The sequence below is a fragment of the Rhizobium sp. 862_C5_N1_2 genome (assembly GCF_051811205.1).
GTDB lineage: Bacteria > Pseudomonadota > Alphaproteobacteria > Rhizobiales > Rhizobiaceae > Rhizobium > Rhizobium leguminosarum.
The window spans coordinates 316,415-337,595 of record NZ_JBPWPT010000004.1 but is presented as its reverse complement, the minus strand read 5'-3'; the positions used below and the strand labels follow the sequence as shown (position 1 = coordinate 337,595).

The 21,181-nt window shown below is 61.8% G+C and carries 17 protein-coding genes and 1 pseudogene; 11 read left to right on the top strand and 7 right to left on the bottom strand.

The window, feature by feature from the left end:
• The first annotated feature begins 2 nt into the window (after positions 1-2).
• From ACD590_RS34365 to ACD590_RS34355, 3 genes and pseudogenes are all read left to right on the top strand, one after another.
• Positions 3-1,250, top strand: coding sequence for a dihydrolipoamide acetyltransferase family protein (locus ACD590_RS34365; RefSeq protein WP_439004327.1), 1,248 nt, complete (start codon positions 3-5; stop codon positions 1,248-1,250).
• 5 nt (positions 1,251-1,255) lie between these two features.
• Positions 1,256-2,653 (top strand): dihydrolipoyl dehydrogenase, encoded by a 1,398-nt coding sequence (lpdA, locus tag ACD590_RS34360; RefSeq protein ID WP_439004326.1) that lies wholly within the window; start codon positions 1,256-1,258, stop codon positions 2,651-2,653.
• A gap of 248 nt (positions 2,654-2,901) precedes the next feature.
• Positions 2,902-3,240: pseudogene (locus ACD590_RS34355) on the top strand (DDE-type integrase/transposase/recombinase); the annotation flags it as partial.
• 84 nt (positions 3,241-3,324) lie between these two features.
• Here the strand turns inward: ACD590_RS34355 and ACD590_RS34350 are convergent.
• From ACD590_RS34350 to ACD590_RS34330, 5 genes are read right to left on the bottom strand one after another with little or no spacing between them, the layout of a single operon-like run.
• Positions 3,325-4,557 carry an amidohydrolase family protein gene (locus ACD590_RS34350; protein ID WP_439004325.1) on the bottom strand — a complete coding sequence of 411 codons (1,233 nt, stop codon included), beginning with the start codon at positions 4,555-4,557 and terminating at the stop codon, positions 3,325-3,327.
• A 9-nt stretch (positions 4,558-4,566) separates the two neighbouring features.
• Positions 4,567-5,916, bottom strand: a complete 1,350-nt coding sequence (locus ACD590_RS34345; protein WP_439004324.1) for an 8-oxoguanine deaminase — start codon at positions 5,914-5,916, stop codon at positions 4,567-4,569.
• A 38-nt stretch (positions 5,917-5,954) separates the two neighbouring features.
• Positions 5,955-7,151, bottom strand: a complete 1,197-nt coding sequence (locus ACD590_RS34340) for an amidohydrolase (RefSeq protein WP_047620471.1) — start codon at positions 7,149-7,151, stop codon at positions 5,955-5,957.
• An 18-nt stretch (positions 7,152-7,169) separates the two neighbouring features.
• Positions 7,170-8,207: a questin oxidase family protein gene (locus ACD590_RS34335; RefSeq protein ID WP_439004323.1), complete on the bottom strand. Its 1,038-nt coding sequence runs from the start codon at positions 8,205-8,207 to the stop codon at positions 7,170-7,172.
• Positions 8,204-9,655, bottom strand: coding sequence for an NAD(P)-binding domain-containing protein (locus ACD590_RS34330; RefSeq protein ID WP_439004322.1), 1,452 nt, complete (start codon positions 9,653-9,655; stop codon positions 8,204-8,206). Before ACD590_RS34330 ends, ACD590_RS34335 begins: the two co-directional genes overlap by 4 nt.
• 209 nt (positions 9,656-9,864) lie before the next feature.
• Here ACD590_RS34330 and ACD590_RS34325 point away from each other — a divergent pair, with 209 nt between their 5' ends.
• From ACD590_RS34325 to ACD590_RS34315, 3 genes are all read left to right on the top strand, one after another.
• Positions 9,865-11,151, top strand: a complete 1,287-nt coding sequence (locus tag ACD590_RS34325; protein ID WP_018517719.1) for an ABC transporter substrate-binding protein — start codon at positions 9,865-9,867, stop codon at positions 11,149-11,151.
• A 153-nt stretch (positions 11,152-11,304) separates the two neighbouring features.
• Positions 11,305-12,246, top strand: a complete 942-nt coding sequence (locus tag ACD590_RS34320; RefSeq protein WP_018246773.1) for a carbohydrate ABC transporter permease — start codon at positions 11,305-11,307, stop codon at positions 12,244-12,246.
• Positions 12,243-13,061: a carbohydrate ABC transporter permease gene (locus ACD590_RS34315; protein ID WP_018246774.1), complete on the top strand. Its 819-nt coding sequence runs from the start codon at positions 12,243-12,245 to the stop codon at positions 13,059-13,061. Before ACD590_RS34320 ends, ACD590_RS34315 begins: the two co-directional genes overlap by 4 nt.
• 13 nt (positions 13,062-13,074) lie before the next feature.
• Here ACD590_RS34315 and ACD590_RS34310 read toward each other — a convergent pair whose 3' ends face one another.
• Both ACD590_RS34310 and ACD590_RS34305 read right to left on the bottom strand, forming a co-directional pair.
• Positions 13,075-14,223: an ABC transporter ATP-binding protein gene (locus ACD590_RS34310; protein ID WP_018246775.1), complete on the bottom strand. Its 1,149-nt coding sequence runs from the start codon at positions 14,221-14,223 to the stop codon at positions 13,075-13,077.
• A gap of 46 nt (positions 14,224-14,269) precedes the next feature.
• Entirely contained in the window at positions 14,270-15,055 is a 786-nt protein-coding gene (locus tag ACD590_RS34305) for an SDR family NAD(P)-dependent oxidoreductase (protein WP_028732368.1), read from the bottom strand.
• Between the two features lie 161 nt (positions 15,056-15,216).
• Between ACD590_RS34305 and ACD590_RS34300 the strand changes: the two genes are divergently transcribed.
• The 5 genes from ACD590_RS34300 (at position 15,217) to ACD590_RS34280 (ending at position 21,050) form a co-directional block, all read left to right on the top strand.
• Positions 15,217-16,068 carry a DeoR/GlpR family DNA-binding transcription regulator gene (locus ACD590_RS34300; RefSeq protein WP_018246776.1) on the top strand — a complete coding sequence of 284 codons (852 nt, stop codon included), beginning with the start codon at positions 15,217-15,219 and terminating at the stop codon, positions 16,066-16,068.
• A gap of 66 nt (positions 16,069-16,134) precedes the next feature.
• Positions 16,135-16,935 carry a BtpA/SgcQ family protein gene (locus ACD590_RS34295; RefSeq protein ID WP_168278287.1) on the top strand — a complete coding sequence of 267 codons (801 nt, stop codon included), beginning with the start codon at positions 16,135-16,137 and terminating at the stop codon, positions 16,933-16,935.
• Positions 16,936-16,949: 14 nt separating this feature from the next.
• Complete coding sequence (locus tag ACD590_RS34290; RefSeq protein WP_439004321.1) at positions 16,950-18,431, top strand: FGGY-family carbohydrate kinase; 1,482 nt, start codon at positions 16,950-16,952, stop codon at positions 18,429-18,431.
• A gap of 72 nt (positions 18,432-18,503) precedes the next feature.
• Complete coding sequence (locus tag ACD590_RS34285; protein WP_130654232.1) at positions 18,504-20,087, top strand: gamma-glutamyltransferase family protein; 1,584 nt, start codon at positions 18,504-18,506, stop codon at positions 20,085-20,087.
• A gap of 693 nt (positions 20,088-20,780) precedes the next feature.
• Entirely contained in the window at positions 20,781-21,050 is a 270-nt protein-coding gene (locus ACD590_RS34280) for an acylphosphatase (protein WP_193445918.1), read from the top strand.
• Positions 21,051-21,181 lie beyond the last annotated feature (131 nt).

Genomic DNA, 21,181 nt, shown 5'->3' with positions numbered 1-21,181 from the left:
CCGTGGGCGAATTCATCATCAAGATGCCCGATGTCGGGGAGGGGGTCGCCGAGGCCGAGATTGTGGAGTGGCACGTGAGGACAGGAGATCCCGTCCGCGAGGACATGGTGATCGCCGCCGTCATGACCGACAAGGCCACCGTGGAAATTCCGTCTCCCGTCAATGGCATCGTCATATGGCTTGCCGGCGAGGTTGGAGACCGCATCGCGGTCAAGGCCCCGCTGGTGCGGATCGAGACGGCGGGAGATGTCGGCGAGGCTCAGCCTATGCAGATCTCGCAGACGCCGATTGCCGAAACGCCCAGAGCCGAGATGGCAAGACCTGCTCCGGCAGCGCCAGCGCCTGCGGCGGTACCAGTGCCGGCGGCGACGCCGGCGGAAAAGCCGCTTGCCGCTCCCTCCGTGCGGCTCTTCGCCAGGGAAAGCGGTGTCGATCTCAGGCAGGTGCAGGGGACAGGACCGGCGGGGCGTATCCTGCGCGAGGATATCGAGCAATTCCTGACTCCTGGAACCGCTCCTGCTGCGGTCAAGAACGGCTTTGCCAAGAAGACGGCGACCGAGGAGATCAAGCTGACCGGCCTGCGCCGCCGCATCGCCGAAAAGATGATGCTTTCCGCCTCGCGCATCCCCCACATTACCTATGTGGAGGAAGTGGATATGTCCGCGCTTGAGGAGTTGCGCGCCACCATGAACGGCGATCGCAAGCCTGATCATCCGAAGCTGACGGTTCTGCCCTTCCTGATGCGGGCGCTGGTCAAGGCCATTTCCGAACAGCCCGACGTCAACGCCACTTTCGACGACGATGCCGGCATCATCACGCGCTATGGTGCCGTGCACATCGGCATCGCCACGCAGACGCCCGCCGGTCTGACCGTGCCGGTGGTCCGGCATGCGGAAGCCCGCGGCATCTGGGATTGCGCCACGGAGATGAACCGGCTGGCGGAAGCGGCGCGCTCGGGCACCGCGACACGCGATGAGCTTTCCGGCTCCACCATCACCATCAGCTCGCTCGGCGCGCTCGGCGGCATCGTCTCGACACCGATCATCAATCATCCCGAAGTGGCGATCGTCGGCGTCAACAAGATCGCCACACGACCGGTCTGGGACGGCACGCAATTCGTGCCGCGCAAGATGATGAACCTCTCCTCCAGCTTTGATCATCGCATCATCGACGGCTGGGATGCGGCAAACTTCGTGCAGCGCATCCGCACGCTGCTCGAAACGCCGGCGCTCATTTTTATCGAAAGCTGAGATCCATGAAAGAGATCGTCTGCAAGCTCCTCGTCATCGGCGCCGGTCCGGGCGGTTATGTCTGCGCCATTCGCGCCGGGCAGCTCGGCATCGATACTGTTATCGTCGAGGCCGGCAAACCGGGCGGCACCTGCCTGACCGTCGGCTGCATTCCCTCCAAGGCGTTGATCCATGCGGCGGAGGAATTCGATGCGACGCAAAGGATGCTTGCCGGCAAGAACCCGATGGGCATCCGCGTCGAGGGCGCCTCGATCGATCTCGGCAGGACGATTGCCTGGAAGGACGGGATCGTCGGCCGGCTCACAGGTGGTGTTTCGGGGCTGCTGCAGAAGGCTCGCGTCAAGATCGTCCACGGCCGCGCCCACTTCCGCGACGGCAAGACGGTGGAGGTGGAGACGGAAATAGGCCAACAGATCATCCGCGCCGAGACGGTGGTGATCGCCACCGGTTCGGATCCGGTGGAGCTTGCGAACCTGCCTTTCGGCGGCCGCGTCATTTCCTCGACAGAGGCGCTGTCGCTGACGGAGCTGCCGAAAAAGCTCGCCGTGGTCGGCGGCGGTTACATCGGACTGGAGCTCGGGACGGCTTTTTCCAAGATGGGGTCTGATGTGACGATCGTCGAGGCGACGCCACAGGTGCTGCCGCAATATGATGCCGAGCTGGTGCGGCCCGTCATGCGCAAGCTGACCGAAGGCGGTATCCGGGTGTTGACAGGTGCCAAGGCGATCGGCCTTGCCGACAATGGCGAGGCGTTGATCGTCGAAACGGCCGATGGCCGCCAACAGTCCCTGCCGGCGGACCGCATCCTCGTCACCGTCGGCCGCCGCCCAAGAACCGCAGGATCCGGTCTCGAAGAGCTCGATCTCGACCGTGCCGGCCCTTATTTGAGGATCGACGACCGCTGCCGTACGTCGATGCGCGGCATCTATGCGATCGGCGATGTGACCGGCGAGCCGATGCTTGCCCATCGGGCCATGGCGCAAGGGGAGATGGTGGCGGAAATCATCGCCGGGAAGAAGCGGGCCTGGGACAAACGATGCATCCCAGCCATCTGCTTCACCGATCCGGAGATCGTCAGCGCCGGCCTGTCGCCGGCGGAAGCGAAGGCGCAAGGTTATGAGATTCGCACCGGCCAGTTTCCGTTCAGCGCCAACGGGCGGGCGATGACAATGCTATCCGAAGAGGGCTTCGTGCGCGTCGTGGCCCGCGCCGACACCAATCTCGTGCTCGGCCTGCAGGCGGTGGGAGCCGGGGTCTCCGAGCTCTCGGCAGCTTTTGCGCTGGCCATCGAGATGGGTGCGCGCCTGGAAGACATCGCCGGTACCATCCACGCGCATCCGACCCGCGGCGAAGCGGTCATGGAGGCGGCGCTGAAAGCTTTGGGAACCGCCCTGCATATCTGAGTTACGCCTGGGTCCGGGCACTGAAGATCCGGGAAGGCGCCGTGCTTGGGCGGAGGATCTTGTGGGATTCATCCACGTCGACCAGGCGGTAAGGCGCTTCTTTACTATAGGTTGCTTAAAATATAAAATGCTAGTTATACATGCAAATCTGGCATAATCAACATTATGGAACTGCGACTTTTGCGGCAACCCTTTTGCGGCAACGTTTGGCAGTTCGATTGAAGTCCTGTGCGCATCAACGGTCAGAAATGTGGAGAGCGGTTGATCAGGACGGATATGTGCTCGATGAGATCGTCCAGACGCGAAGTTACACCAAGGCGGCCAAGTGCCTGCTGACGCGACTTCTGAACAAGCAAGCCACGCCGCCAAAGCGTGTGATCACCGACAAATTGCGCTCCAACGGGGCGGCTAAACGCCAGCTCATGCCGGACGTGGAACACCGCTCGCATAAAGGCTTGAACAACCGGGCGGAGAATTCTCACCTGCCGTTCAGAAAACGGCAGCGAACGCGACAGGGTTTATGGTCGGTTGGCTCATTGCAACATTTCGTGTTGATCTTCTCCGCCGTCCGAAACCTCTTCGTCCCATCTTCCCTCTCGATCACTGACCGCAATCTCACTTATATCTACAATCGTCTGAAAGCCACGCCACGCGGCCGACCAGCGACGAAATTAGCCTTCGTGCACGAAAAGCCGAGGGCGCGGTCGCAGGAAGCTCCGGCGGCCTTTTTTCCAACCGATGAGCGCGGGCGCGATGGTCGCAACGGCATCGGCAGCCGACCGAGCGTCGAAGAGGACGACATCTGCCCCGCTACCGATCGCAATGCCGTAGCCCTTTATTCCCAGGAGGGTGGCTGCCTGCGCCGTGATCATGGCGAAGACGCCGTCGAGGCCATCGGTGGTGCCGATCTGGGCAATGTTCGCGTAGAGATTGGCCATGCGCATCAGGTTGACGTCGCCGAAGGGCGTGAACGGATTGAGGACATTATTGGTGGAGATGGTCGTCACGACACCGAGTGCTGCCAGGCGATGAGCGGGTGTCACGCCGCGAGGGATGAGAAAGGTCGAATTGCGGCCGGTCAAGAAGAGATCGGTGGCCGGCAGGACGGTCAGCGCGATGCCGCTCTCGGCGAGACGGCGGCCGATCGGCTCCAGCTCTTCCAGCGGCAGGGCCGAGAGCTTGGTGACGTGGCCGACCGAGACGCGCCCCTGGTATCGGCGCGCGACGGTCTCGACGATAATGGTCGGAAGATCAGAGCCTGCGGGGTCGAGATCGAAATCGAGGTGGAAATCAACGGCGACGTCATGGCGCATGGCGATGTCAAAGATGCGACGGATGTGTTCGGTCGGCTCGGGATCGGTGTAGGGGCAGCCTCCCACCAGATCGGCGCCCGCCTTCAACGCTTGTTCCAGCATCTCTTCCGTATCGGGATCGTTCGTCAGGCCCTCCTGGGCAAAGGCGCAGATTTCGATGTCGACGAGGCTGGCATAATCCGCCTTCAGACGCCTGATCGCCTCGAAGGAGCGGAACCCGGCGCGTGGGTCGATCTCGACGAAGGTGCGCAGGCGGATGGTGCCGTTGAGGATCGCCTTTTCGACGACCGCGGCAGCTCGGGCATAGACGTCTTCCTCGGTGAAGGCCGCCTTGGCCCGGGAGGTTTCGCTGATGGCTTCCGCGAGTGTCCCGGTGCAGAGATTGCAGCGACTGATGATCCCGGCCTTGTCGAGGTGGATATGGGTTTCGATGAGACCTGCACAGGCAAATTTTTCCCCGGCATCATAATGCGGGGCATCGCAGACGAAACCAGGCGCGATCGCCGCGATGCGGCCCGCCTCGAAGGCGATGTCGGTCGGGTCAGTCAAGCCTGCCAGTCGGGCGTTGCGGATGACAAAGTCGATCGCCATGGAGCCTCCTCAGACTGACAGAAGAAAATTGCGGGCGACGCGATTGTGATCGGCTATCAGCGCCTCGATGTCGACACCCGCAGGCATTCCGTCGGCGACGCGCCATTCGCCTGCGATCATGACACGGTCGGCCGTGGTGGCGCCGCAGAGCACCAGGGCGGCCAGCGGATCGCCGGCACCAGAGAAACGCAAGTCGTCGAGCCTGTAAAAGGCCAGATCCGCCTGACGGCCCAGCGTGATGCTGCCGATATCATCGCGGCCAAGCAGCTTTGCCGAGCCAGCGGTTCCCCAGCGAAGCGCGTCGATATGGGTGACGGCTTCAGCGCCGTAGCTGAGGCGGTTCAGCATCAGTGCATGGCGCACGCTTTCCATCAGGTTGGAATTATCGTTGGAGGCCGAACCGTCGACGCCGAGACCGACCGGCGCGCCTGCTGCTTCCAGCTCGCATGTGCGGCACATACCAGAAGCAAGCACCATGTTCGAGGTCGGGCAATGACAGATGCCGACGCCGTGCCGGCCAAGCTCGGCGATCTCGGCATCATCGAAATGGATGCCGTGGGCAAGCCAGGTGCGGGCATTCAGCCAGTTGCAACGGTCGAGATATTCCACCGGTGTGCAAGCAAATTTGCTGCGGCAATATTCTGCTTCCGTCTTGGTCTCGACCAGATGGGTGTGGAGCCGGCAATCATAGCGTTCAGCCAGTGCTGCTGTTTCGCGCATCAGCTCCAGCGTGACGTCGAAGGGCGCGCAGGGTGCCAGCGCCACCTGCACCATCGCCCCTTCGAAGCGGTCGTGATAACGCCGAAGCACACGCTCGCTGTCGGCGAGGATCACGTCGTCGTCCTGCACGACATTGGCGGGCGAAATGACACCCTGCTGGTCTTTGATGTTGAGACTGCCTCGCGTCAGCGTGATGCGCATGCCGAGGCGAGCTGCCTCCTCGGCCTCGACATCCATCGCGTCTTCGAGGCCGGCGGCGTAGAGATAGTGGTGGTCGGAGGTGGTGGTGCAGCCGGAAAGCAGGAGCTCGGTCAATGCGAGACGGACGGCAAGACGGAAGGCTTCGGGCGTCATGTGTTTTGCCCAGATCGGATAGAGCGTGCGGATCCATGGCCACAGCGACTTGTTGATCGCAGCCGGATGGGCGCGCGTCAGGGTCTGGAACATATGATGATGGGCGTTGACGAGACCCGGAATGACGACGTGCCGGCCGGCGTCGAAGCGCGCATCGACGGAGTCTGCGGGCTGCCGTCCAGCCGTGACCAGTTCAACGATACGGCCATTCTCGACGACGATGCCGCCCCCAGCGCCCTCGGCCATGATGGCGAGCGGTGATTGAATCCAGAGACGACCCTTCATCGGTGGTTCTCCCATGCGCACTGCATTGACGGAAAAAATCAGACGATCAGCCGGCCACCACGGGCGATGATGGCGCCCCCGCGGAAGACGGTACGATCGAGAGGACGGGCAGCGACGGCCTCTGCCAGCGACGCGGCAGGCAAGATGTTAAAATCGGCGGGCGAGCCGGCCTGAAAGGAGCCGACGGGGCGGCCGAGGATCTCGGCCGGCGCCTGGGTTGCCAGGCGGAAGGCCGCTGCCAGATCCTCATCCGAACGAAGATCCTGGCGATCGCAGAGAATGCCGACACGCTCCAGCATATCGCCATTGCCGAAGGGCGACCAAGCGTCGCGGATATTGTCGTTGGCACAGAAGCACCGGACGCCGGCGGCGGCAAGCCGCTTGACTGGCGGCATGGGCACGGGTCCTGGGGCGCTGGTCATGATCGCTACGCCCGACCTGGCGAGTACTGCGGCGGTGCGGCCGAAATCGGCATCCCCCAACTCGCCGAGGCAGAAGGCGTGGCTGACGACCACTTTTCCTTCGAGACCGAGCGCTACTGTGCGGTCGGCGATCTGGCGCAGCTCGAAAGCGCCCAGCGCGCCGCCGTCATGTAGATGGATATCAAGCCCGACGCCGTATTTGCCGGCGACGGCGAAGATCGCATCGAGATGGCCGGTCACGTCGTTATCGATGCCGGCAGGATCAAGGCCGCCGACGAGATCAGCGCCGGCGGCGATCGCCGCATCGAGCAGCCCTGCGGTGCCGGGATCGCGGAGCACGCCGGATTGCGGGAACGCAACGGTCTGGATATCGACGAGATGACCATGGCTCTGCTTCAGCGAGAGCACGGCCTCCAGACCCTTCAGGCCAACTTCGGTATCGATATCGACGTGGCTGCGCACGGAGAGCGTTCCATAGGCTGCGAGCCTCTCCAGCAGGGCGCCGCCGCGGGCTTCGACCGATAAAGACACCGTGCGCCGCAGGGATTTTTCCGCCTCGATGCGCTTGGCGACGGTATCGCCGGGGATATGCGGGATGAAAGGCAGTCCGATCAGGGTCTTGTCGAGATGAATATGACCGTCAACGAAAGGATGGCAAAGCAGGCCGCCGGCAGCATCAAACCGCGGCACCGCGGGGTCGATGCCGGCCGCCGCATTCGGACCGATCGCGGCGATCCGGTCATTGGCCAGAATGAGCGAGACGATCGCGCCGGCTTCGGTCCTGGCATTTTCGATTACGAGGCTCGGCGTCATCAATCCTTCCATCATCCGCTATGCGATCAGCCCAACCCTGCACGCCGCAACGACGCGATAGAGGGGATCCTTCCAAACCTCTTCCTCCTGCAAGGCGGAAAAAACCAGGCTGACATCGTGTTCGTCGTCCGAAGCGATCGCTGCGCGTTTGATCTCTGCCCAGACGGGCGCCTCTCGACTGCGCATTTCTTCCAGCGCCTCGGCGGTGGGAAGTTCTGGAAAGCCGATCTTCGGCACCAGCGAGGCAATCACCTGCCAGAAAGCGCGGTAAAAGGGCTCGGCATTTTCCAGGTGCAGAGAGACGAGGCGCAGCCAATGCAGGCCAGTGACGGAATGGAGTGCGGAGAAATCCATGGTTCCGGCGAAGAGCGCAAGCGAAGTCGCGGCCATTCGGCGCGGCGTAGCTGCGCCGAAAGCCAGGCGATCGATAACAGGACGGAAGCCCGGAAGGGCAGCGACAGCGCGGATATTATGCCAGAGCAGATCCGTTTCCGGCGCATAATCGCGGATGCCTTCGATATTGCTGACATCGGCAAGCACCCTTCCAGGATCGTCCGTATCGGGAGCGGTGCCGGTCGCGGGAGGAAGCGGCAGATAACAGGCCGCCCAATAGCCAAGCGCGTTGCCGACCTCCTCGTTGTCCTTTTTGAGGACACCATAAGCAAGACGCATCAGCGGATGCATGGCGCTGCCGGCAAGGCCGTTCACCATGGCAGGCAGGTAGGTTCGGATAACGGCATCAATGCCGAGCCGGTGGGTTTCGCCGATGAAGAAGGCGCGGTAATCCGTCTCGCGGGTGCGGTCGCCAAGCGCCTCGGCCCAGGCTGCCCTGATAATCGGAGCAACCGGCGGCGGCATCGGCTGAAGCTTGTGGCTGTCGCGATACTGCTCGTACCACTGATCCAGCCGTTCCGGCGAGGCACCGAGGCGATCAAGCGCGATCAGCACCATTGGAACATGGTTGGCGAGGAGGTAAGGAAATTCGACACTGTCCTCGCGCGCGCGCGAAAGGATGGTCTCCAGTCCGGAAAATTGAACGGCGGCGGCCTGTCTCATGCCAAAACCTCTCTTGATGTCGTGACGTCATCGTCTATGCCAGGATCGAAATGCGGTTCGTCATAGGCGGCCAATGCTTCAAGATACCGGTTGGAGTCCTCGATGAACAGCGCTTTCACCAGGGCACCGACGATGCGCGGCACGCCGTATTTGAGACCAGTGACGCCATTGCTGATGGGGCCGAGGCTCGCCAGCGCGCCGGCATTGAACATATGGATGCGCGAGACCCAGCCGGCTTCAGCGTGTCTCGGCATAAGTTCGAAACCAGGACCGAGATAGGGATGGTCGGCAAGCATGGTATTCTCTTCTCCCTGCGGCGGCTGGAAACGGTCCTTCCAAAGTGCTGCGGCCTCGGTAAGGCTGGCAAGCTCGGGCCTGAGCGCGAAATTAATCTCGTAACCGGTGCCCAGCAGAAGGTGATCGGCGTGGAAGATGTCATTTGCGGTCGTCAGCCTGATCTTGCCGCCGTCCATCGAGAGTTCGCCGACGCCACAGCCGAGTTGCAAGGTAAAGCCAGGGTGGCGGCAGGCTCGGTCATACTGCTCCTGCGTCGGCGGCACCTTGAAATTGAAGTAGAGGTGGGCGAAGCGCCAGCGCTCCAGATCAGGCAGGTCGGCGAAATGGCCGAGGAAGCCGGGGAAGTTTGTCCAGGCGAGAACCTCCGTGCGCGGCAGATCGGCGCTCCGCGCAAACATGGTCACCTTTCTGGCTCCTGTCTCCAGGGCCGCCACCGCCCAGTCGAAGCTCGACGTGCCGCCGCCAAGGATTGCGACATCCCTACCCTCGAGGAAATCGATCGGGATCGGCTCATTGCTATGCGTCCAGGTGGATTTCGGCAGCGTCTTGACCATCGCGGGTATGCGCGGACCGCCGCAGCCGTCGATGCCGGTCGCCATCACCAGATGGCGGCAGGTGATCATACGGCTGGTGCCGTCACCCTTTGTCAGCGTGAGAGCAAGTTCGCCCCCCGCCGGATTTATCGAGGAAAGCATCGTGCCGTTTTCGACGTCGATACCGACAGTCCTTCGAAACCAGACGAGATAGTTCATCCAGTCCTGGCGGCTGATCTTGTCGAGCGCCTCCCAGGCCTCCGTGCCGTTCAGCGCTTCATACCAGGAACGCAACGTCAGGCTGGGGATGCCGAGATCCGGGCCTGAGAGATATTTCGGCGACCGCAGCGTCTGCATGCGGGCGCAGGTCACCCACGGACCTTCGCGACCTTCCTCGCTCTGATCGATAAGATGCACCGAGCGGATGCCGCGCCGCTTCAAAGCAAAAGCAATCGACAGCCCGGAGAAGCCGGCACCGCAGATGACGATGGAATGGAAATCGTCTCTGTCCTCGTCGGCGAGCGCCGGCCAGTCTGCGCCGAGCGCTTCGATGCGCGCCATTTCATCATGTGCGCGGCATTCCAGCTCTTTCAGTCGCTCGTCCGGCGTAGTCGTCATCGATGGGCAGCTCGTGCGCAGTGGATAGGACAGTAAAGCAATCGTCACTCCCTGCTATTTTTTAAGCAACGCGCATAAAATATGGACATTCATGCGCGAATATGTTTTATTTTGTGATTTTTAATGTTTACAATTTTTTGTCAAGTGCGCTTGAGTGCGATTTTGTTTGATGTATAGTGCCCCGGCCAATCAAAATAAGGGGAGCAAAAATGAAATCGCTCAGCAGTCTCACACAGAAATTGGCGATCGTAGGCCTCGTCTCGGTCGTTTTTGCCGGCTCAGCCATCGGTGCCGACAAGAAGTATGGCGGCATCACCCTCACGCTTGCTTCGCAGAACGACCAGTTTGCCGCGGTCCTGGCGGCCCTTGCTCCGAAATTCACCGAGGAGACGGGCGCGACCGTCAAGGTCGACATTCTCGACTATGGCTCGCTGCTCACCAAGACGACGACCGATTTCGTCGGCGGCACCGGCGGCTACGATCTCGTTACCATGGATATCGTCTGGTCCGGCCAGTATGCCGAGAACAACTATACGGTCGACCTCACCGACTGGATGAAGCGCGATGCTGCCGAACTGCAGCTCGACGACATCTACCCGACGCTTCTCAATGCGCTCGGCCATTGGGGCGACAAGCAAGTCGCTTTCCCCTTCGCCGGTTATGCCAACGTGCTCGCCTATCGCAAGGATCTGTTTGACGCCGCCGGCCTGAAGGCGCCGACGACGATGGAAGAGTTGGTCGAGGCCGCCTACAAGCTGACCGATCCGGCCAAGAAGACCTACGGCTTCGTCGCCAACGGCCAGAAGGGCCCGGCGGTCGCGCAGGACTGGATGCAGTACAATACCGAAATGGGCGGATCGATCCTCGGCTCGGATGGCAAGCCGGCGCTGAATTCCGAAGCCAATATCAAGAGCCTGACCGTCTACAAGGACCTCTTTATGAAGGCTGCACCTCCCGGCGCCGTTGATTACGACTGGGGCGGACGCGAGGAAAGCTTCCGCCAGGGCATTGCCGCGACCATGCAGACATGGTCGGTCGGCGCGCCCGGCTACTATGATCCGTCGATTTCCAAGATCGTCGACAAGGTAGCGATCACGACGGCGCCGCGCGGCGCCGGCCTGCCGAAGCTCTACGGCATAGGCGGTTGGGGCATGGCGATCAACGCCGGCATCAAGGACACGCAGAAGGAAGCCGCCTGGGCTTTCATCAAGTGGCTGGTCAGCCCGCCGGTGCACAAGGAATTCAACATGATGGGCGCCGGCAGCTTCCTGCGCAAGAGCGAGATGACCGATCCTGATCTTCTGAATAAGTTCCCCTTCCTGCCCGTCATCGCCGAAACCTTCGAGCATGGCGACGGCGAATATCGTCCGCGCATCCCGCAATATCCGGAGATTCAGGATCTGCTCGGCACCGCCGTCAACGACGTGCTCGTCGGCAATGCCGATCCTAAGAAGGCGCTCGATGCCGCTCAGGAAGCCGCCGCAAAGCTCTTCTGAGAACAAAACGGTTTCCTCCCCGGGGCCGCAACCTACGTCGCGGCCCCGCCATTTCCAGACCATTGATCCGATGCGCCTCAGGCTTCATGATCGGGTGAGCCCCGGGCTTGATCCCGGTAGCGCGCATCGAACCAGGAACCTGATGGACATGACGTGACCCTATCCCTTACTTCCGCGCTGAAGCCCACCCCGGCCTTCAGCGTTTCCTATCTGGAGCGCAGGCGGCTGTTCTTCATCCTGATGACACTGCCGGCCGTCATCTACGTGCTCGTCATCGGCGTCTGGCCGCTGGCGCAGGGTATCTGGTTCAGCCTCTACGAATATAATTTGCTCAAGCCGGCGCGGACGCATTTCGTCGGCCTCGGCAATTATATCGATCTTCTCTCCGACACGGTGACGCGCGGGGCCTTCGTCAACACTGTCATCTTCACGGTCGGCGCTGTGACTGTCGAATTGCTGCTCGGCTTTGCCATAGCGCTGGCGCTCTGGCGCGATGATCGCTTCAACCGGATCTGTCTGGCGCTGATCCTCATTCCAGTAACGATCACGCCGCTTGTGGTCGGACTGATCTTCCGGGCGCTGTTGCTCGCCGACTACGGGCTTGTCGGCTACTATCTTGCTGAGTTCGGGATTTCCAATCCGCGTGGGCTTTTCGCCAATGCGAACTCGGCGCTAGCAACCCTTATCTTCGTCGACATCTGGGAATGGACGCCACTCGTGGCGCTGATCCTGCTCGCCGGCCTGAAGGCATTGCCGGGCGATATTCTCGAGGCATCGGAAGTGGATGGAGCGACAGCGTTGCAGCGTCTGAGGATCATCGTCATTCCGCTCATGCTGCCTTCGATCCTGCTGGCGCTGACGCTGCGCACCATCGATGCCTTCCGCATCTTCGACAGCGTCTACGTGACGACAGGCGGCGGGCCGGGCAATGCAACCAACACGCTGATGCTGCATGCGGTAAAGCAGGGGCTTGAATTCTTCAATATCGGCCGCGCCTCGGCGATATCAAATCTGACGCTGATCTGCATCGCCGTGATCGCTGCAGGCTTCATCCTGTTGATCCGCAAGGCGGACAGAAAGGCGAACGGGCGATGAGCGCACGTACTCTCAGCCGCATCGGCGAGCGCAGCTTCATCCTTGTCATGCTCGCCTTTTTCCTGCTGCCCTTCCTGTGGCTGGCATCGACCGCTTACAAACCATCGCGCGACATCTTCTCGATCCCGCCGAAACTGACCTTCACACCAACCTTCGAACAGTTCGCGACAGTTTTCCGCCTGTTCGATGTCTGGAGCCTCGTTTCGTCGAGCCTGCTGATTGCCGGCGGTTCCGTCATCCTGTCGCTGCTTCTCGGCGTGCCGGCAGGCTATGCGCTGGCACGCTCGACCAGCCGCTATGCCATTGCAGTTGCCTATTTCTTCATGGCGATCCGCATGGTGCCGGCCGTGGCGGCGCTGATCCCCTTCTATCTGATGATGCGCGATATCGGGCTGCTCGGCAGCTGGATTGCCGTCGTTCTCATCAACGCAATGCTGAATTCGGCCTTCGTCACCTGGATGATGTTTTCCTATTTCCGCAGCCTGCCGAAGGAGCTGGAAGAGGCGGCATTGACAGATGGATGTACGCTCTTCGGCGCCTTCTGGCGCGTGGCGCTGCCGGCGGTGCGCTCAGGCGTCGTCGCCTCTACACTGTTTTGCCTGATGTTTTCCTGGAACGACTTCCTCTATCCGATGTTTCTCACCCGGCTCGATTCCAAGCCGATCTCGGTGGCGCTGCTTTCAGCCTATGGAACGAAGGACATCACCTGGGGCACGCTCGGCGCGCTGGCGCATTTTTCGACGATCCCGATCGTGCTGATCGTGCTCTTCCTCAATCGTTATTTCGTGCAGGGCCTGACAAAAGGCATTCACTAAAGAGACGCTGCGCTCAAGCGCGGATCGCCGCTTCGGTCGCGGCATCGAAGACGTGGATCCGGGCGGGATCGGCGGCAAGCGACAGGCGCTCGCCGATCTTCACCCGGTTGGTGCCGTCAACGATGACGCGCAGCTGCGGGGCAGAGAGTGTCACGTCGTCCTCTTCGGCCGAGAGCGACTTCAACCGGTCGGCGGCTTCGACATCGACGTGGACGAGCAGGTTGGCGCCGAGATCCTCAATGAAGGCGACGGACCCGGCCAATCCACCTGCATCGACCGGCCGGAAGGCTTCCGGGCGGATACCGAGCACGACGGCACGTCCGGCGGCGGAGGCGATGCGCGGCCGCTCGGCAAGCACCTCGCCCGAGAAAAGGATGGATGCCTGGCCGAAGCGGGCCTCGGGGCCGTTTTCCGTCACGAAGAGATCGGCCGCCAGCAGGTTCATCGCCGGCGAGCCCATGAAGCTTGCGACGAAGAGATTGGCCGGCTGATCATAGAGGCTGCGCGGCGTACCGAGCTGCTGAAGGACGCCGCTCCTCATGACGGCGACACGATCACCCATGGTCATCGCTTCGACCTGGTCGTGGGTGACATAGACCGTCGTTATACCCGACATCTTCTGCATGCGGGCGATTTCTGCGCGCATTTGGCCGCGCAGGCGGGCATCGAGATTGGAAAGCGGCTCATCCATCAGGAAGGCCTGGGGGCTGCGGGCCAACGCCCGGCCCATGGCGACGCGCTGGCGTTGGCCGCCGGAGAGTTGGGCGGGCTTGCGGGCGAGATAGTCCTCGAGCTCCAGGAGCTTCGCCGTCTCCTGCACCTTGCGGGCGATGTCGGCCTTATCGAGGCCGCGAACGCGAAGGCCGAAGCCGATATTCTCGGCCACCGTCAGATGCGGGTAAAGCGCGTAGGATTGGAAGACCATGGCAATATCGCGGTCGCGCGGGGCAAGATCGTTGACGACGGCGCCGTTGATCGTCAGGCGGCCATCGGTGATCTCCTCGAGGCCCGCGATCATGCGCAGCGCCGTCGACTTGCCGCAGCCGGAGGGGCCAACCAGGACCAGGAATTCGCCGTCGCGGATGGTCATGTTCAGGTTGCGGATCGCCGCATAACCATCGCCATAGCTCTTGCTGATCTGGTCGAAGACGATTTCAGCCATGCTCTTTCCTTGCTGAACGGGAGGCCTGTTGCAGCTCCTGGACGGGTCAGGTCGTGTAGACGCCGCCGGTGACGTTGACGCCCTGCCCGGTCATGAAGCGGGCCGAATTCGAGCAGAGGAAAACGACAACATCGGCCACATCTTCAGGCGTTTCCAGCCGGCCGAGCGGCGTCTGGGCGATATAATCTGCCACGACGCGTTCGGGCGTTACGCCGCGCAGGGTCGCCTCCCAGGCGATCTCGCGCTCCTGCATGCCAGTCTTGACGAAACCGGGGCAGACGGCATTGACGCGGATGCCCGAAGCCGCCAGCTCGCGGGCGAGCGCCTGCGTCCAGCCGAGCACGGCGAACTTGCTGGCGGAATAATGGGCCAGCAGCGGCGCGCCGATTTTTGCGGCGAGCGAGGCGGTGTTGACGATGACGCCGGTACCGATGCTCGTAAAGCGGCGCGCGGCAACCTGGTTGGTCAGGAAGATGCCGCGAATGTTGACGTCGAAATTATAGTCCCATTCCTCGTCGGTCAGTTCCAGCGCATGCTGCATCGTGGAGACACCGGCATTAGCGCAGAGGATCTCGTAACCGCCGGTCCTCTCGACAACCTCGGAAAAGGTCGCCTCGACTGAGGCTCGCTTGCGAACGTCGATCGCATAGGCAGTGGCGCCGTTGCCGATCTCGGCCGCCGTCTGTTCGGCGGCAGCCAGGTTGATGTCGCAGATCGCCACCTGGATCGACTGGCGGGAGAGCGCGGTCGCGATCGCGCGCCCTATCCCTGTCGCTCCGCCGGTTACAATCGCACGCTTGCCGGATAGTTCTGGAAAGCTCGGTGACTGCATGCCCGCCCTCATCGAATGGAAACATCCCCGATCATATATCAACAAAATCATACACAACAAGAGAAATTTATGTTTGAATTTGTTCGACTCATTCGATACATAGAGGGCAACAATCAGTTCGTAGCCACGGGTTGCGACGGCGGGAGGATCAGAACGGTATCATGGACGCGGAACAGCAGATGGTCGCCGCAGCGGAAAAACCGAAGGTTCTGGCCCAGGTGCGGCATGCGCGCATCCTGGAGACACTGGCGCGCAAAGGCGCGGTCTCCGTCAGCGACGTCGCCTCCCAGCTTGCCGTTTCCGAAATGACCGTCCGCCGCGACCTGATCGAGCTCGAGAAGGACGGCAGGCTGGTGCGCACCCATGGCGGCGCAGTGCGCAGCGGCAAGGCCTTCGAGCCGATCGCCAACGAGGCTGTCGACCGCGAAGAACCGACTTTCGAATCCCGACTGACGCGCAATGCCGCCTCGAAGCGAACCATCGCGATGGCAGCCGCAGGCGTTGCTGCCGGCGCGCGAACCCTGGCGCTCGACGTCGGCACCACGACCTATCTGCTTTCCGGCCTGCTGCTCAACCAGCCGCATACGAAGATCTTCACCAACAGCGTGCGCAACGCGATGCAGCTCGGCGCCGGCTCTGGCGAGGTCTACCTGCCGGGCGGGCGCATGCGTGGCGAGGAAATGGCGATCAGCAGCCAGTCCGCCGTCTTGCAATTCGAGGAACTCTGGTTCGACATCGCCTTCGTCGGCGTGTCCGGGATCACGGCGCAGGGAATTTACGACTATTCCTTCGAAGACACCGACATGAAACGGGTCTATCTGCGCCGCGCGACACAGAAGGTGGTGCTTTGCGATTCCAGCAAATTCAGGCGCATGTCGCTGGTGCATATCGCGCCGCTGCAGCAATTCGACATGCTGATCACCGATGCCATGCCGCCGTCCGACCTTGCCGATGCGCTCGCCACTGCCGGCGTCGAGGTGCGCATCGCGCCCGAGGAGCAGCCACTGCTTTGATTGCCCTTTCGCATCCGATCTTCCAGCGGATGCCGTCCACTCGATTGCGCTTCAGGGAGTTTTCGCATGGTCTTCGACTTTTTCGGCGTCAAGAAGAAAGTGGTCATCGCCATGGCGCATATCGGCGCCCTGCCCGGCTCGCCCGCCTATGACGTCGCCGGCGGGCTGAATAAGCTCGTCGACGACGTGCTTTCCGATGTCGAGAAACTGCAAGCGGGCGGTGTCGACGCCATCATGTTTGGCAACGAGAACGACCGGCCCTACGTCTTCCAGGCGCCGCCGGAAGGACTGGCGGCGATGACCTCGATCGTCGAGCGGGTAAAGCCGCACCTGAGCGTACCGTTCGGCGTCAACTATCTCTGGGATCCCTCGGCAAGCGTTGCGATCGGCGCGGTGACTGGCGCGAGCTTCGTTCGCGAGATCTTCACCGGCGTCTTTGCCTCCGACATGGGGATCTGGCAGCCCGATTGCGCCAAGGCGGCGCGGCTGCGGCGCAGTCTCGGCCGCGACGACATGAAGATGCTCTTCAACATCAACGCCGAATTTGCCCATTCGCTGGACCAGCGGCCGATTGAACTCAGAGCGAAGAGCGCAGTATTCTCGTCGCTCGCCGATGCCATCTTGGTTTCCGGGCCGCTGACTGGACAGGCAGTCGATCAATCAGACCTGAGACGTGTCTGCGAGACCGTCAGGGATGTCCCAGTCTTTGCCAATACCGGCGTGAACAAGGACAATGTGCGCGACATATTGAGCGTTGCCAGCGGTGTCATCATCGGCACACATTTCAAGGTGGACGGCAATACGTGGAACCCGGTCGACAGCGACCGTGTAAAGCGCTTCATGGAGACTGTCGAGACGCTGCGTTGAACAACGGAACCGCCATGTCCATCACGCTCGGCCTCGATATCGGCACCACCTCCACCATCGGCATCTTGATCGAGTTGCCGAACCGCGTGCTCGGGCTCACCTCACGGCCTTCGACGCTTCATTCACCGCAGCATGGCTGGGCCGAGGAAGACCCGGCGGAATGGTGGGCGAATGTCTGTGAGGTTACCAGGGAACTGATTGTAACGAGTGGGATTGAGGCCGGACAAATCTCGGCCGTTGGCGTGACGGGCATGCTGCCGGCCGTCGTGCTGCTTGACGACGCCGGCCAAGTGCTGAGGGCCAGCATCCAGCAGAGCGACGGGCGTTGCGGCGAAGAAGTCGAGGAACTTAAGGGAGAGTGGGATGAGACGGATTTTCTCCGCCGGGCGGGAAACGGCATCAACCAGCAACTGGTGACGGCAAAACTGCGCTGGATCGCCCGGCACGAGCCGATGGTCTTCGAGCGCATTGCCACCGTTATGGGGTCCTATGATTTCATCAACTGGAAGCTGACCGGCGTGCAGGCAATCGAACAGAACTGGGCGCTGGAAGCGGGCTTCGTCGATATTAATACCGGCAATCTCGACGACGAACTCATCGGGCTTGCCAGAATTCTGCGGGAGGCCATTCCTGGGAAGGCGGTATCGCATGAGGTGCTTGGCCATGTGACCGACGAAGCCGCCAAGGCGACGGGGCTTGCAGTTGGAACGCCTGTCATCGGCGGGGCAGCCGACATGATCGCGTCGGCTTTCGGCGCGGGGATCAATAAGGCCGGCGACGTGCTGCTGAAATTCGGGGGTGCAGTGGATATTCTGACGGCGACCGATGTCGTGCGGCCCGATCCCCGTATGTTTCTCGATTATCATCTGGTTCCAGGGCTCTATATGCCGAACGGCTGCATGTCGACCGGCGGCTCGGGGCTCAACTGGTTTATCGGCACCTTCGCCAAATACGAGGAGATCGCGGCAAAGGCGGAGGGAATATCCGTGCACCGCTATCTCGACCGGTTGGCCGCGCAATGCGCGCCCGGCGCGGACGGGCTGACAATCCTGCCTTACTTCCTCGGCGAGAAGACACCGATTCACGACGCCGGCGCGCGCGGACTGATCGAGGGACTGACGCTGTCGCATCATATCGGCCATCTCTGGCGGGCGATGCTGGAAGCCTATGCCTATGCGCTGCGTCATCATATCGACGTACTGAACGACATCGGTCACCCGACGACACGTTTCATCGTCTCCGACGGGGGATCGCAGAGCCGGATCTGGATGCAGATCGTTTCCGATGTGCTGCAGCAGCCACTACAAGGTCTGACCGGCCATCCCGGCTCCTGCCTCGGCGTCGCCTGGGCAGCGGCGATCGGCGCCGGACTGACCGAGGACTGGTCCGGTGTAACCGCCTTTGTCAGCCAGGGTGAAAGTATCGTGCCCAATCCCGACAATGCGGCGGTTTATAACGAGGGCTATCGGACCTATCGTGCGCTTTACAGACCATAGACTCAGCGGAATTCGAGCGCGATGACAGGGATAGACCGGGATCCGACGATGCAGGCAACTGGACGTGGCGGCATGGTGACGAGTCCGCATGCGCTGGCGAGCGAGGCGGGCGCGGCAATCCTGCGGGCCGGCGGCAACGCGCTGGAAGCTGCGATCGCCATCGGCAGCACGATCGCTGTCGTCTATCCGCATTTCTGCGGGCTTGGCGGCGATTCCGTCTGGATTGTTGCCGATCGCAGCGGGCGGAAGACATGTTTTCTCGGCATCGGCCAGGCGGCGCAGAAATTGCCGGATTTCGACGGAAAAATTCCGCTACGCGGACCGCTTTCGGCGTTGACCTCGGCCTGCGCGGTTGATGCGTGGCGGCACGCGTATGACTATTCCGCGCGGCACTGGGGCGGTAAGATCGACTTTCCTGTCTTGCTTGTTGATGCGATCCGCCACGCGGGAAAGGGGTTTCCCATCACGCGCTCGCAGAGCTTCTGGCTTGCCTTCCGGCGGGCGGAAGCGGCCGGCTGGCCGGGTTTTGCGGCGCTTTTCATGGCGGATGGCGCGGCGCCGGAAACAGGCAGCCTGTTCCAGCAGGCGAATTTGGCGCGGTCGCTTTCGCTGATTGCCCGCGATGGGCCACGTTCATTCTACGAGGGCGAACTGGCCGCAAAGATCGCGGCAGGGCTGCAGGCTGTAGGCTCTCCACTGACCAGTGACGATCTTGAGGCGACCCGAACGCGCGAGGTCGCGCCCGTCAGTCTTTCCTATCGGGGATTTGAGCTGCTTGCGCCGCCGCCGCCGACACAGGGTCTCACGACACTGGCGATTATGGGGATTCTCGCCCATTTTGACATTGCCGCCCATAAGGCCGGCAGCGCAGACCATCTGCATCTCTGCGTCGAAGCTGTCAAACGCGCCTTTCTCGATCGCCACAGCATTGCCGATCCCGATGTCGCATCGCAGCCGGTAGAGGAATGGCTAAGCACGCAGCACCTTGCGCAGGCGGCGGCCTCCATCGATCCCGTGCGGGCGCTTGAATGGCCGGCGCCCTTTCGCAGCAGCGACACCGTGTTCTTTGCCGTAACGGATGCCGTGGGCGGCAGCGTCAGCGTCTTGCAGAGTACTTATTTCGACTGGGGCAGCGGCGTGGTTGTCGGCGATACGGGTATTCTCTGGCAGAACCGCGGGGCGGCCTTTTCGCCCGATCCCAAGCATGTCAATGGCATCGCCCCCGGCAAGCGTCCTTTCTACACGTTGAACCCCGGCCTCGGCCTGCGCAACAGCAGGCCGGCCCTGCTTTATGGCACGCAAGGCGCCGACGGCCAGCCGCAGACACTGGCGATGCTGCTGACCCGGCTGATCGACTTTGACGAGGAACCGGCAGCAGCGCTGGCCGGTCCGCGCTTTCTTCTCGGCAAGACATTTTCCGATAGCCGCGACAGCCTGAAGCTGGAAAGCGACGTGGGTGAAACAGTGCTTGCGGAACTGGCCGCTCGAGGCCACGTCCTATCTCCGATCGAAGCGCGGAGCCCGCTCGCGGGACAGGCTGGCGTGATTGCCATCGATGAGAGCGGAATGGCGACCGGCGCGCATGATCCACGTGGCGAGGGCTTGGCGATCGGAATCTCTTCCGTCGCCGACCGAAGCCGGCTCCAGTGTGAGTGAGCGCTGCAAGACGTGTGTCGCGATGGCGATGCCGGCGACGATCAACGGGGATTGATTTCAGGCCAGACGCTCCAGGCGGCTGCGAACCAGCCAACTTCGCGGGCGGAAAGTCACGGCTTTTGTCACAATGCTGACTGGCAGGCGGTGAAGTGACGGGCAACAGCCTCGGCGTGAGCATCGAAGCGCCGGCACAGCGCGATGTTGTGGGGCGTCGAGGCCGGCAGTCCGCGCGGGAGCCACAACTCGACGCGCGCGGCTAGGCTGCGCCATGGGTGCAACCCCTGCAGTATTACCTCCACCGTGTTGCGTCGCCGGCGGTGCAGCCGCGGGGTGGCGAGGAATCGGCAAAGGTGTTTACGAGCCTGGCGCAGCCCCAGCTGCTGTTCGGCCAGGCATGGAATTGTTGAGCGCGATGCCAATCTCATCATCGGGGCTGTCGGTGGTGGAAACAGCGATACCAGCGGAAGCCGGTCAGAACGACGGCCGCAATCGTTTCCGTAAGCAGCCAGCGAACCAGCTTTTTCACGATATTCGTTTAAATACAAACTTCGCGGTTTCACAAGTCGAAGCTGTCAGGCCTACCGCCGAGGACTTTTGCAAAAGAAACCCCGACGCCATATCCTCGCCATGACGATGCCCCTCGCCAAGGTCATTCAGGCGCTAAGGTGTAGCAGAGCAAGGACGGGGATCCTTATGACGGGACAAGATACAACTCACTTCCAGGAGCGGATGACGATTGTCGGTGATCTCAAGGCTGCTTCCTTTGTCCCCTGGATCCGGCGCCATGCCGCCAAGCTTGGCCTCTCGCACACCATATCTCATACGAGTTCCATGCGGATCGAACTTGAGGTTGCTGGGCCGGAGGAGCTGATCGACATGATGGAGATGGGATGCTCTCTCGGGCCCATCGACGTATGGGTCGAGAGGATAGATCGCACGGCGATCAGCGGCGAAAGGACCTAGTATCGGGCTGTGGCGTATTTCCCTCGTGCATATTATTTACTCAATGTTGCCAATGCGAAATAATTATGCAAACCTGATAAGGTTGAGTGGAATTGCCTCGATGCCGAGGTGGAGCGTGCTCGACAAGCATA

Coding starts and splice junctions, on each gene's coding strand:
- ACD590_RS34340 (WP_047620471.1), bottom strand. CDS start 7,151: ATGACGCCGAGCCTCGTAATCGAAAATGCCAGGACCGAAGCCGGCGCG.
- ACD590_RS34300 (WP_018246776.1), top strand. CDS start 15,217: ATGGACGCGGAACAGCAGATGGTCGCCGCAGCGGAAAAACCGAAGGTT.
- ACD590_RS34335 (WP_439004323.1), bottom strand. CDS start 8,207: ATGAGACAGGCCGCCGCCGTTCAATTTTCCGGACTGGAGACCATCCTT.
- ACD590_RS34350 (WP_439004325.1), bottom strand. CDS start 4,557: ATGGCGATCGACTTTGTCATCCGCAACGCCCGACTGGCAGGCTTGACT.
- ACD590_RS34310 (WP_018246775.1), bottom strand. CDS start 14,223: ATGGCTGAAATCGTCTTCGACCAGATCAGCAAGAGCTATGGCGATGGT.
- ACD590_RS34290 (WP_439004321.1), top strand. CDS start 16,950: ATGTCCATCACGCTCGGCCTCGATATCGGCACCACCTCCACCATCGGC.
- ACD590_RS34285 (WP_130654232.1), top strand. CDS start 18,504: ATGGTGACGAGTCCGCATGCGCTGGCGAGCGAGGCGGGCGCGGCAATC.
- ACD590_RS34315 (WP_018246774.1), top strand. CDS start 12,243: ATGAGCGCACGTACTCTCAGCCGCATCGGCGAGCGCAGCTTCATCCTT.
- ACD590_RS34345 (WP_439004324.1), bottom strand. CDS start 5,916: ATGAAGGGTCGTCTCTGGATTCAATCACCGCTCGCCATCATGGCCGAG.
- ACD590_RS34330 (WP_439004322.1), bottom strand. CDS start 9,655: ATGACGACTACGCCGGACGAGCGACTGAAAGAGCTGGAATGCCGCGCA.
- ACD590_RS34325 (WP_018517719.1), top strand. CDS start 9,865: ATGAAATCGCTCAGCAGTCTCACACAGAAATTGGCGATCGTAGGCCTC.
- ACD590_RS34280 (WP_193445918.1), top strand. CDS start 20,781: ATGACGGGACAAGATACAACTCACTTCCAGGAGCGGATGACGATTGTC.
- ACD590_RS34295 (WP_168278287.1), top strand. CDS start 16,135: ATGGTCTTCGACTTTTTCGGCGTCAAGAAGAAAGTGGTCATCGCCATG.
- ACD590_RS34305 (WP_028732368.1), bottom strand. CDS start 15,055: ATGCAGTCACCGAGCTTTCCAGAACTATCCGGCAAGCGTGCGATTGTA.
- lpdA (WP_439004326.1), top strand. CDS start 1,256: ATGAAAGAGATCGTCTGCAAGCTCCTCGTCATCGGCGCCGGTCCGGGC.